This window comes from Lentibacillus cibarius (genome assembly GCF_005887555.1).
GTDB classification, from domain to species: Bacteria; Bacillota; Bacilli; order Bacillales; family Amphibacillaceae; genus Lentibacillus; species Lentibacillus cibarius.
In genome coordinates this window covers 2,323,903-2,336,047 of the sequence record NZ_VCIA01000001.1, presented here as the reverse complement: position 1 = coordinate 2,336,047, position 12,145 = coordinate 2,323,903, and the positions used below count along the sequence as shown (strand labels likewise).

Here is a 12,145-nt window from a genome sequence, read left to right as displayed (position 1 = left end):
TCAATTACCAATGATTCCACCTCTGATCGAATGCTATAATTTTGATTGGAGAGGAGTCATAAAATGATATATGAAATCACGATATTCACAACAGTGTGTATCGGCTACTTCCTGTACAAAGCATATAAAAACACACACGATATACAGATTAATAAAATCAATGCAGTGCCTGAATCTGCCCGACAGCTTCCGGCATTATCGATCCTCCATTTGTCTGATTTACATTTGGAGAATATTTCACTCACACCTGGTCAGCTTGCCGATAGTCTAAAGAATGAATCCGTTGATATGATTGCACTGACCGGCGATTTTCTTGACCGGAAACGGAGCATTCCTAAATTGCTGCCCTATTTAAAGGTGTTACGTGACATGAAACCTGCTTACGGTATTTACGCAGTCCTGGGCAATCACGATTATGTTCTGAAAGATCAGGACTTAGTGGGACTCATCACCTTATTGGAGAAAAACAATATTCATGTGTTGCGAAATGGCAGTGAAAGCTTTTCAATTAATGGCCATGTGATCAATATAATCGGGATTGATGACTACAGCACAAACCGCAGCAACCTGCCTTTGGCCTATCAGCATGTAAACACGGGAACAAATATCGTTCTGACACATGATCCTAACGTCGTGCTCGATATGCAAGGTTATCATTTTGACTATTTAATGGCAGGGCATTTTCATGGCGGCCAGATTTGCTATCCTAAGGCATACCATCTAGTTAAAATGGGCAAACTCGCAAAACAGAACGTCATAAAAGGTTTCCACATGCACAATAAATCACCTTTTTATATCAGTGAAGGTCTTGGACAGACCGGACTCAATGTACGAATTGGCTCAAGGCCGGAAATAACGTTTCATCAGATTCCATTCAGCTCGTTCGTTCCGAGTGATTCAGCAGCCGATTCGTTGACATGAACAGGTAGCAAGGCGGGGTCCGGTCAGCCCGGCCTGCAATAAAATTAATAAACGCACACGTCAATTGTTTGAACAAACGGTAGTATCGGTTTTTAATGGCAAAAGCTTCAAATCCCAGCCGACGTGTTCCTTTGTCTAACATCGTAATCCCGATTATAGCTTTTATGTCATGGCATCTGGGGTGCCCCTCAATGTAGCTTGAAAGATGTTGCAAATCATTCCGCACCATACGATACAACACCAATGCACGCTGAACCTGGCTTTTACAGTTCTTTAGCTCACGAATCATACGAACATTATGCAAGTGGATCTTCAACAGCACATCGTTCTTTCGAATAGCTGTACCATCTTCAAGTATTACAAACGAACCTTTGTATTTTGTTAATCTGACACGGAATATTGTTTTATTCCGGTCATGATCCGCTACATTATGAAGTCTGGTAAAGTTGTAGTAAACGGGGTCAAGCGTGTTCCATAGTGTCAGCAAATAGTTTTTCATAACCTTTATCCTTTTCATTAACTGGTATGTGTTCTTTAGCTTGCTTTAACCAGTCAAATAATATTGCAGGTATTTTAATCCAAAAACACTTAAAACCCGGCATTTAAAGCTAACGGGTTTACTTGTGAGGTGCAAAATCGTAAATAACATAGGAGATCGTGATGATTTTCACAGGGCTTTCACACTATATTTCACATTAAAAAAGCTTAGAGATAAAAATGTCTCTAAGCTTTTTTATTTCATTGTCTCTATCTTCTGCTAAAGCGCCCGTTTGGATGAATAGCCATTGACTCATATTAGCTGGTATTGCTGCAAAGAACATTCTTTTGACTTTTATCATCCTAAGAGAAGAAAAATTGGAATTAAAGTGATTACACCTAACCCATATAGTACGATTTTTTGCCCCAGATTATTTTTGTGATAAAGATATACAAATAAAAAATAAACAGCAGTTGTTACAAAGTAAAAAATTAATCCTGAAATGATTTCATCTTTATTGTATAAGTGAGCATATGCCACAAAATAAATTATTACTGATATTATTGATACCAGACCTATTAAATTTAAAAGTTTATGTGTACTCATTTCACGCCTCCTATCCTATATCCAGTCTTCACCGACACTAAAATGGCAACTTAAGCGCTGACCCTTATTTCAATCAACCTACTGGAGGTGACTCAGGATGAGCGCTAATGATTTTTTGCAATCAGTTTCCTGATTATTAGCTTAGTTTCCAAGCCACAAATTAAAAGAATTGGTGGTATTAATACTTCTAACAAAGGGTAATTAATACCACTCCACCCTAAGATATATAAGAATGGAAAGTTGTAAACTATTACCAATATATTGATTATAGAACTGTGTTCCAATTCTATAAAACTTAACAGAAAGAAAATAAAACCCAAAATCAATACCGATAATACCGATAATAAGTTTTTAAGCAAAGAACCATAATTATTCAATAAAAAACCTGCAAAAAAATAGAGTGATAACATTAGTACAAATGCCATAAAAACGATTTCATTTAGCATAGTGCTATTCCAGCTTGCACCAATAATAAAAGTTCCTGTCATAGCCAGAACAGTATGTATAACAAAAGGTCTCACATTCATTTTAAGTATTTTGTTTAACTCAATTAATTACACCCCATTTATATCCTACTGGATAATAGCGCCCATTACTCATCTATTACAACAAGCCTCTTTTCCCACAATTTCTTTCCCTCCAATCTTGCAACCGCTTTATTTATAGGATAATAGTTTAATTTCGCCTGTTTCCAACGAACGAGAGTCGATTCCCCTTTTGATGCATCCCCTTCATCTAGAACTTCAGCCTCCCAATAAGCTTGAATCAATAGGGCATCGGATATGTATTGCATTGTATTACCTTGTTTCCCCCTTAAAAATGCTAGCTATTATTTTCACTTTTTAATTTAATTCGATTTTAACATAATTAATTCCATAAAATGACCCGATGCAAGTACAATTATATTCCATTTCTGCGCCGCTCTTGTATAGTTCCTTTCTCAGCTATTAGCGCTATCGTAATGTGCTCTGATTCGGGCTTTTTCTACTTAGTAAACAATCTGCCAAATTAACCCGCGACTTTACGATTAAGGAGCTCGACAAAATGGCCTATCATATTAAAGCAAATGTAGCATGAATCTTATTCCAAAAGTGCATTTTTACTCAACACCACTTATGTCATCGTTGGATGACATCTAGTTTCCCTATGTTTTATGTCAAGGGATTTAACTAAAAACTGGATATGGTGAGAATGTTCTCATGAAAAGGATCTGAAAAACTTTCGGATGTACGGATCTAAAAGTTAAATTAGATCGATGTGGTTCGGTCTGAGGGCATGATTGGAGGTTGTACAAAGAGGATCACCTATAATGGGAATGCTCATTATCTGCTAAAGGATTTGTTCACGTTTATCGTTTTTGGTTTAGTCACACCTCAGATGGCAAATGACTGAATGAGGTAATTTTCAATGAATTCAGTTAGACCATCTTGTTCATGATGACCGGTTGTAACATCTGCGGCCGCTTTCACTTCTTGGTCAGCATTTGCCATTGCGGCGCTGATTCCGGCATAACGCAGCATTTGGATATCATTCGGGCCGTCACCGATGGCTGCTGTTTCTTCCGGATTAATACCAAATGCTCTAATAAGCACTTGAATGGCAGCCCATTTGGAAACACCGGGGGCAACTATCTCAAACCCGTCTTTCCAGTCAATGACATCCGCTACATCACTAAACAAATGTGACATATGCGAACCATGGCAGCCTGTCCTGACACTATATTTCAGCACGTTCCGGTAATCTACATGCCGTAAGTCGCCGATATACCTTGGCGGAACCTTACCTTCCCTGGTCCACTCATCAACCGCCTTGCACGTCTTGTTGCAATAGAGACCGTCGGTCGTATGCACAATGATATTGCACGGGATTTCATTCGTTACACGATGAAAATGCGCCTCATCCAGCACAACCGGATTCATCTGGACAACTCTTCCCGTGATTCCATCATGAATGGAGGCACCATTCAGGCAGATCATCGGTGCTTTCAAGCCAAGCAGACTATGGTAAGGTGCTGTGATCTCATATTGACGCCCTGTCGCCAGAAAAACTTTAACGCCCTGATTTGTCAATCTGTTAATCGTTTCCGCATTGCGTTGTGAAATTTCATTTGATGACGTCAGCAATGTTCCATCCATATCAATGAACAATGCACGTATATTCATTTTTTTCCTCCCTCCCTATTACACATCAACCATATCACCTAAATGTAAAGTCTGCATTAACGGTGTGTAATGATTTGATGAAGAATTGAGGGAGGAGTGTAATATGATAATGATATAAACCGTCGATGCTTGTAGTACGGATTGTGGTGCTAAACCTTTGGCAGGTGGTTCTTCCGACTGCAAAAATATACCCTGTATTTTTAGCATATTATCGATAACTGAAAGCTAAAGCCTTTGAGGATTTCCTGTACTCCGTCTCACAGCCCCGGTATGATCAAAATGGTACTTCTCCTTTTCCAAAAACAACATAGTGCATTTCTGTATTTCCTATCGTAAAGGTTTTCGCCTTTGCGCTAGACATCACATGCCCCTTCTTCCCACTTGCTCAATAATCTGGTTCAACCAAAAGCTTTATTCAACTCTTGCGCCGTTAGCTTAATAAAACTCTAAAATTATTTAAATTTGCTTTGAATCTTAATGAGAACGTATTTTTCAGTCCACATTTGAGTAGTAGCCAGTAATCTTTCTCCGTCTTTTTTAAAAAACAGACCAGCACCATCTTTCTCTTTAAATTCCCATCCATTTGAACTAATCATTTGTTTAATTTTTTCATCGGCTATCGAAATACCTTCATTTTCACTTCTTGTGAAATACCAAATCGTATCATCTTCTACTGCAATTTCTACTACCTTATTGTCGGACTCTTTCAGTTTTTCAATTACTTCTTTTGCTGATAGATTTTCTATCGGTATAGAAGGATAATATGATTTATTCACAAATATAAACACTGCTACAGCCACTACTACTATACCCAAAATAATTCCGACCTGTTTCATACATTACCCCCCTACGTATTAAATCGAAGTTTATAAAGTTATTCTTGAACAATCTGGCCCTTATGTACAGAACGTACGCAAAGTCTTATTCCGGAATGGCGCCCAATTCTTGAATAGTCAATTTACAATTACATTGCGATTCTCAATCCATGTCGTTTCCAGTTTGCTATGGCAATAATGGTTTGGATTATCGACAGGACAATCAAAATTATCCCTATTGAAAATAACGTTATGAACGCCATAAATAATAAAAGTCCCGAAGACATAATTTGCCCTGGAACATCTTTTTTAATAAACGAGACAATACCCACAAGAATTCCTGCAGCAATAAGAATCCAATATATCCAAGGTGCAAAAAATGTAAAGTCATTAACAGAAATACCGTAAACAAATATACCAAGTAAGATTATTAAAAACATACCGTTTAGAATCAGACTTATCCAGTGACTATTACTTTTGCTTTGTCTTATAACTTGAATGGTGAGCCAGAATGACAGGAACAAAAATAAAATAGCCAATATCGGTAATATACCTAATGGAAACATCATATTCCTTACCTCCTTAATGTCATCATAGCATTAAAAACATTCAAATTTCACTCCACAAAATGTCCCTTATGCGCGATATTAGCGCGATTCCTTATTCAATCACCGCACCCGATTGTTTTACAATGCGCCCCTATCCCGATAAAAAACAACGTAAGTGCATTTAATAAAATGGTAACAATGACAAGTACCGTTGAAGCAACAGCTACACCGCGCATTGTATCTGCCAGAGTAGCAAAGTCTTCAATTTTTACCAAGTAAAAGTTATAAAAAATTTGAAAACATATTGCGATAGCGCAAGCGCTGAAACTGATAATGGTAAGAGCAACCCATTTCTTATTCGAATACCATCCATGATTGGTGCCGGGTGGTGCCGTCTAAAAAGATAATTAGAAGCATTCTTGCGAGTCATTCTCGTGCGGTTGGTGTTCATCAATGGACGTATTACGTTTAAAGGATTGATTTGCTTTTTAGTCGCTCATTACGTAAATGAGCGACTTTTTGTTGGCTTTGTCACTCCGTTCGGGCACTCATCCCACCATTCAACAATCCGAACAAGGGTATCTTCTTGCATTTGGACTGAAGGATTTATATAATAGTGAAAACGCAATATTGCTAGCGATGAGAAAGATAAAGTACAATTGCCCACTGATTTTCAGAGAGCTTGTGGTCGGTAAAAACAAGTATCAAGGTAGATTGGAATCGGACTTTCGAGCTGATTAACATTTAAGTGATCTTACAGATACGTAAGATAATTAGGGTGGCACTGCGGGGCATGTGTCATGAAACCACACAACTTTTTAATTAAAAAAGATAATCCTGAGTATATTATTTTGGAGTTTACAATGAGAAGCGGGTGATTAAAACCCGCTTCTTTTAGATAATAAAACCTGTGCTTTTACAAAATGGTTCATTTTAGGGAAAAGTTCTCACAATATATATTGTTTGAGAGTCAACTTAGAAGTGAAAGTTGAAACCAAATTCGCTTTAAAAATTACTCTAAGTATTTTAAAGAGAGGTTTTCCAGTGTACTTACAAAGAATGGTAATGTATCGACATCAATCCGTTTTACAACTTCATTTTTCTCACGGTTAATAACAGCGACCTGATCCTTGCTAGTAACAGCTACATAAACTGTTTTTCCGTCTTTTGAAACGGTAACACCGTGTGGTCCCATTCCAACAATAATTTGTTTGATTTCTTTTTGTTTGGAAATATCAACAACAGAGACAAAATCTGAGCCAATATTTCCGACATACGCATATTTACCATCTGCAGTGATATCTACCACATGATGCCCCGTACCTACAGTAATCGTTGACGTCATTTCACCTTCATTTAAATCGATGACCCCAAGCTCACCATTTTTTGTTAGAGTAACGAGCAATGTATTACCGTCAGGGGTGATGTTTATATTGTGCGGCGCACCCTTTATACCTTTAATTGTATTGATCACTTTTTTGGATGCAACATCAATAACTGATACGGAATTGGAACCTGTATTCGTTACATAAAACTTGCTACTGTCCCGACCAGCTACACCATTATGTGGATTTTCCCCAACTCTTATAGTCGCCTTCTTCTCCATGGATTTGGTTTCAATTGCTGTGACAGTCCCCTCGCCTTCATTGACAACAAACACCCATTTTCCATCAGGCATGAAATTGACTCCTTTTGGTGTTTTGCCAACAGGAATCGTTTTAACAACTTTATTTGTTTTGGCGTCAATAATTGATACATCTTCAGATTTACTGTTGACGACATAGACATATTTTCCGTTTGGCCCAATTTCATTATAGGTGGGGTTTTCACCAACATTAATGGTATCCAATACTTCGTTTGTGCTGGAGTCAATAACTTGAATGTCACCTGCATCACGGTTATTGACATAAACCTTGGTTCCAGTGCTATCATGACCTGATTTGGACGACTCTCTATTTTTTGTGTCACCACTAGGATTTTCTGATCCTGTTTCACTGTTTTCAGTACAGCCAACCAAGGCTATCAATGTAATGAGTATGACTGTAAATAACAAGATAAATTTACTTCGCATAAAAAAACCTCCTAAAATGCTTATTTACCCTAGTAAACGGATAAAGGCAGAAAAAAGTTTGCTTGTTTTAGGAAATTTTTATACTGACACCGAAAATATTTATACTTTGCTATAAGCCCTAAGTTCTTAGTTCCATCCAATATTCCGATTTTCTCCTATTACGAACCTATCACTTTTTCCCCTTGAGGCTGGGTGTTATTTTGACTAGGTTCCATTGTGATACCAATGTTTTCAAAGTCATCTTCGTCATCGGATAAGGTATAGGTTAATACCCCTGATCCGGAATCATTCGTATTAAACATGCCTGCATTTGTTCGTTTTCCACCCTTTAGCATCCACACCTGATATATTTTTGAACCCTTTAACTTTGGCATTCCATTAACATGGACCACCAGTTTTTTCACCTGATTATCTTTCACAACATACGCATAACCACCTGCATCACGCATTGCTTCATTAGCTGATGTTAAATTTAAGGAAGCAATTATTTCAGCTGGCTGCTTTATTGTACTTGGCTGATTGGCTGCTGATTGAACATTGGTATATGTTAGTGCAGCTGTAATAGCAAACAAAATAGCAACCAGTCCTGCTGATAAAGGAGTAAATTGTTTTTTCAACAGAATTCCCCATGCTTTTATTCTATCTTTTACCGAGGGATTCCCTTCTTTTTGCTCATCCCTAAACACAAAATCAAACACTTCTGCCTTTAGCGACTCCGGTACTTCCTGCTCCTCAAAATCGAACTGCAATGCCTCCCATGAATCCGTCAGATCTTCATATTCCTTTCTGCATACCTCGCACTGCTCCAAGTGTCTTTCAAATTTCGCTTTATCTATATCATCGAGTGTACCTGCCATATAAGAAAGTAAGTGTTCGCATTCCCTTTCCATTTATGACCCCTCCAGTTCCAAGTGTTTCTTTAATTGTTTTAGCGACTGATGAAGCCTGCTTTTGATGGTTCCCACCGGCGTATTTTCCATTTCCGCTATTTCCGTAAGTGAATATCCCTGCCAGTATAACAAATCTATTAATCTCTGCTGTGCAGCCGATAACCTGTTTTTCGCTTTGGCAATTTCCGTTTTTTGCAGTGTTTCTTCAATTTGGTCTTGAGGATCAGCCACACCCAGCGTTCGATCTGTATCATACTGATGATTTGGATGGGCATGCTTTTTTTCTTTCCTGATATAATCAATACACACACTTCGGACAATTGTCAGTAGCCAATTAACAAACTTTCCTTTAGAGGGATCATAACTGCTTTTAGTCGTCCACAGTCTTAGAAAGGTCAGTTGAACCATTTCTTTGGCTGCTTCCTCGTTTCCATTACTGAATTTATAAACAAAACTATAAATCAGCTTTATATACCGTCCATAAATCTCTTCTAATGCGGGACGATGGTTTTGATTTATTAATCCGATTAGTTCAGCATCCGTTTTATCTTTCACAACGATCAGGCTCTCCTCTCCGTTCGCATTGTTGTCAATGTTTACATTATTTTTTCATTATACTAGCTAAAGAGAAGAAAAGGAACTATCACATCGGTGATCGTTCCTTTGGATGCCGTCATTGTATTACTCAAATGTTGTTTCTGTATTGACAATATACCAGACATCTTTCACACCTTGTCCGTTTACATCGCCTTTTGCCTTATCTTTCACAAAATAATAGAGCGGATAACCCTTATACGTTACTTGTTCTTCTCCAGTATCCTCACGCGTTATCGTACCAAAGTTGTCTTTGTTAAATCCTTCTGGCACTTCGAAATCCTGTGCCGTAAATGCTGGCCAATTCTCCAGGCATTTATCGCTGCAATTACTTTTTCCTTCTTCATCTTTCGTAAAGTAATACAATGTCATGCCTTCTGAGTCAGCCAGATATTTACCTACCTTGTCATTTTCTAATAGTTGTAATGATGCCGATTCACCGCCCGCTTTTTCATCTGAAGCCTTATCAAATGTTGTTTCACTGTTTACGGTATACCAGACATCTTTTACACCTTGTCCGTTCACATCGCCTTTTGCCTTATCTTTAACAAAATAATACAGCGGGTAGCCCTTATACGTTACTTGCTCTTCCCCGGTATCCTCACGGTTTATCGTATCAAAATCATCTTTATTAAATCCTTCTGGCACTTCGAAGTCTTGCGCAGTGAATGCAGGCCAATTTTCTAGACATTTCCCGCTGCAATTACTCTTTCCTTCCTCATCTTTTGTAAAATAATAGAGTGTCATCCCTTTAGAGTCTGCTAAGTATTTTCCCGCATCGTCATCTTCTAATAATTGCAGGCTTTTCGCTTCATCATCTGCTCCATCACTTGTTTCCTCAGTTTCTGGTGTGTCATTGTTTGCCTGCTCATCTTGAGATTCTTCATTAGATCCATTACCACAAGCAGCCAATAACAAGATAGTTGCTAAAATAGTTAAGCAAAATATCCATTTTTTCATTTTAGTCCCTCCCAAATTGTTTTCATCTAAGGTAACGGACTAAATCATGGAACGGTTTGCTCAAAAATAAAATTTTTTATATAGATGCTGTCATCATGCATTAGAGCTATCACCCTATTTGACCCGACTATTTTACGCATCAGGTCCTAACCCAAGCATCCTTCTCATAACCACGCTGCTCCCAAAAGCCAACATGTTCATTTTTGGATACCGAACTAATTCTGCAACAAAACGGTGAGCCTGTACAACTGGCAAAAGACGCCGACCGTGATGAAAAAGTGTCTGGTAAACCGGAGGAAATTATCACTTATATTGGCCGTATGCTGGGGAAATAGAGATAGATTTCAGATTATTAGGCGACTGTTATGGGGAAATTCCATAACAATCGCCTTTTCGTTTATATGACATGAGTTTAAAGGTATTTCATCATTTGAGCATTGCCAGACAATAGTCAATACGCTAATGTTCATAACTTACAAGTAGCGGTTTTTTAATCGCGTCGATAATACTTCCAACATGATTGCTATAATTAAAATAGCATACGTGATAAAGCCTACTTCTCGGAGATCAAAATAGAACCCGGATGCCATAAACAGTTCAAATCCGATTCCGCCTGCTCCAGCTGCTGCTCCCATTGCTACGGCTACAGAAAAGTTGATTTCGAATCGCAGAAACGTCCATGATAATAAATATGTAAACGTTGATGGCAGGACGGCATGGATAACAATATGCCACCAGCTGGAGCCAGTAGCCCGCAATGATTCTAAAACGCCTGCATCAATTTCTTCGATAGCTTCTGAAAATGCTTTAACTAAATAAGCAACCGAATGAAACAGCATCCCAAGTACTGCAGCCTCACTTCCTAAACCAGCTGCAATTGCAAAGATTAACACCCATAAAACGGTTGGAACCGCACGTATAAAAGCAACTGTTATTCGTACTGATTTTGACACCCATTCCTTCGACAAATTCGTTGCAGCCAGTAACGCTAAGAAAAAAGCAATAACAGCACCAAGAACAGTAGATAAAACAGCTAATCCAAGGGTAACGCCAACCTGATAAAATGCTTCCGCCCATGTAAAATGACTTAAGGATGGTTCCAAGAACATAACCTTTATATTATAAGCCGTTTCTGTTATGGCGCTTATGATATCGAGTCCGGTATAATCAAAGAACATAAACGCCATAACGGTTGAAACAATAAATAGCAAAATGGTCCATTGGATTACACGTTCCGCTTTACTACCAGATTTGATCGCAATCCGCCCGCGTTTTGTTCTTTTTATATGACTTGTTGTAGATAAGCCCTGCACTATAGGATCACCTTCCGTATATAGTTTGAAATCAGCTCAATGATAATAACGGAAATAACAACACTGAAGGTTACAAGTGCCACTGCATTATAATTCATCGTTTTGTAATATAAATCAAAGATGTAGCCGATTCCTGTCCCTGTTAATATCCCCACTAATGTAGCACTTCTAATATTCGTTTCAATCATAAATAGAATCCAGCTAATCATTTGCGGCAAACTCTGCGGAATAACAGCTTTATTAACAATATGAGCATAGGTAGCTCCTGTTGCCGTTAATGCTTCTACAGCACTTTGGCTTGCTTCATCAATGGATTCAATAAATGCCCTTGTTAAAAATCCGACCGTTCCCACGAATAATGCCAAATAGCCTGTGATAGAATTTTGCCCGAACGAAAGCAGGAGTATTAACGCCCAGGCAACCACTGGAATATTTCTTGAAGTAGAGGCAACGAAGCGGGCTAACACACTTAAAAAGCTATTAATCTTCGTTGCTCTTGATCCCATAATTCCTAAAAACAAGGAAACAACAGCTGCTGTTGTCGTAGCTGCGATCGACATAAAAATCGTCTCATTTAATTTTTCTAAGATGGTCGGCAGCTTTTCAATTGTTCCATGCGTTATGACTAAGTTGGAAAAAATCCAACCTATAGCCTCTGGAAAAGCAGTGATTCCGTGAATAAAGTCAAAGTTCGTGATAGCTGCCGATAAATAGGTAACGACAATGATAATAAAGAGAAAAACTGTTATATTCCATTTACGTCTATGCATTAATTTTTCATTCACGA

The 12,145-nt window shown here is 38.2% G+C and carries 13 protein-coding genes and 2 pseudogenes; 2 read left to right on the top strand and 13 right to left on the bottom strand.

All coding sequences use genetic code 11. The annotated features are described in order from the left end of the window. Nucleotides 1-63: 63 nt before the first annotated feature. Nucleotides 64-921: a metallophosphoesterase gene (locus FFL34_RS11500; RefSeq protein ID WP_138603554.1), complete on the top strand. Its 858-nt coding sequence runs from the start codon at nucleotides 64-66 to the stop codon at nucleotides 919-921. On the opposite strand, the gene FFL34_RS11495 is transcribed toward FFL34_RS11500, so the two are convergent. From FFL34_RS11495 to FFL34_RS11440, 11 genes and pseudogenes are all read right to left on the bottom strand, one after another. Further along, entirely contained in the window at nucleotides 875-1,420 is a 546-nt protein-coding gene (locus tag FFL34_RS11495; RefSeq protein ID WP_138603553.1) for a YkoP family protein, read from the bottom strand. The two genes, FFL34_RS11500 and FFL34_RS11495, sit on opposite strands and share 47 nt — an antisense overlap. Nucleotides 1,421-1,756: 336 nt before the next feature. Continuing rightward, on the bottom strand, nucleotides 1,757-2,005 hold the full coding sequence (locus FFL34_RS11490; RefSeq protein ID WP_138603552.1) for a hypothetical protein: 249 nt from the start codon (nucleotides 2,003-2,005) through the stop codon (nucleotides 1,757-1,759). Between the two features lie 592 nt (nucleotides 2,006-2,597). Next, entirely contained in the window at nucleotides 2,598-2,798 is a 201-nt protein-coding gene (locus FFL34_RS11485; RefSeq protein WP_138603551.1) for a hypothetical protein, read from the bottom strand. A 580-nt stretch (nucleotides 2,799-3,378) separates the two neighbouring features. Next, the gene (locus FFL34_RS11480; protein ID WP_138603550.1) at nucleotides 3,379-4,167 is read right to left on the bottom strand and encodes an HAD family hydrolase; all 789 of its coding nucleotides are present in this window, start codon (nucleotides 4,165-4,167) and stop codon (nucleotides 3,379-3,381) included. A gap of 452 nt (nucleotides 4,168-4,619) precedes the next feature. Further along, nucleotides 4,620-5,003, bottom strand: a complete 384-nt coding sequence (locus FFL34_RS11475; protein WP_138603549.1) for a hypothetical protein — start codon at nucleotides 5,001-5,003, stop codon at nucleotides 4,620-4,622. Between the two features lie 128 nt (nucleotides 5,004-5,131). Then, nucleotides 5,132-5,551, bottom strand: coding sequence for a hypothetical protein (locus FFL34_RS11470; protein WP_138603548.1), 420 nt, complete (start codon nucleotides 5,549-5,551; stop codon nucleotides 5,132-5,134). Between the two features lie 991 nt (nucleotides 5,552-6,542). Further along, on the bottom strand, nucleotides 6,543-7,601 hold the full coding sequence (locus FFL34_RS11460) for a YVTN family beta-propeller repeat protein (RefSeq protein WP_138603547.1): 1,059 nt from the start codon (nucleotides 7,599-7,601) through the stop codon (nucleotides 6,543-6,545). A 158-nt stretch (nucleotides 7,602-7,759) separates the two neighbouring features. After that, the gene (locus FFL34_RS11455; RefSeq protein WP_138604731.1) at nucleotides 7,760-8,491 is read right to left on the bottom strand and encodes an anti-sigma factor; all 732 of its coding nucleotides are present in this window, start codon (nucleotides 8,489-8,491) and stop codon (nucleotides 7,760-7,762) included. Further along, on the bottom strand, nucleotides 8,492-9,046 hold the full coding sequence (locus FFL34_RS11450; protein ID WP_138603546.1) for an RNA polymerase sigma factor: 555 nt from the start codon (nucleotides 9,044-9,046) through the stop codon (nucleotides 8,492-8,494). 126 nt (nucleotides 9,047-9,172) lie between these two features. After that, nucleotides 9,173-9,517, bottom strand: a pseudogene (locus tag FFL34_RS19045) (COG4315 family predicted lipoprotein); the annotation flags it as partial. Between the two features lie 33 nt (nucleotides 9,518-9,550). Continuing rightward, nucleotides 9,551-10,045, bottom strand: a pseudogene (locus FFL34_RS11440) (COG4315 family predicted lipoprotein); the annotation flags it as partial. Between the two features lie 203 nt (nucleotides 10,046-10,248). Between FFL34_RS11440 and FFL34_RS18820 the strand changes: the two are divergent. Beyond that, complete coding sequence (locus tag FFL34_RS18820) at nucleotides 10,249-10,380, top strand: hypothetical protein (protein WP_267900367.1); 132 nt, start codon at nucleotides 10,249-10,251, stop codon at nucleotides 10,378-10,380. 138 nt (nucleotides 10,381-10,518) lie between these two features. Here FFL34_RS18820 and FFL34_RS11435 read toward each other — a convergent pair whose 3' ends face one another. Next, nucleotides 10,519-11,361 (bottom strand): ABC transporter permease subunit, encoded by an 843-nt coding sequence (locus FFL34_RS11435; protein ID WP_411712864.1) that lies wholly within the window; start codon nucleotides 11,359-11,361, stop codon nucleotides 10,519-10,521. Next, nucleotides 11,358-12,143 carry a PhnE/PtxC family ABC transporter permease gene (locus tag FFL34_RS11430; RefSeq protein ID WP_138603544.1) on the bottom strand — a complete coding sequence of 262 codons (786 nt, stop codon included), beginning with the start codon at nucleotides 12,141-12,143 and terminating at the stop codon, nucleotides 11,358-11,360. Before FFL34_RS11430 ends, FFL34_RS11435 begins: the two co-directional genes overlap by 4 nt. Between the last annotated feature and the right edge of the window lie 2 nt (nucleotides 12,144-12,145).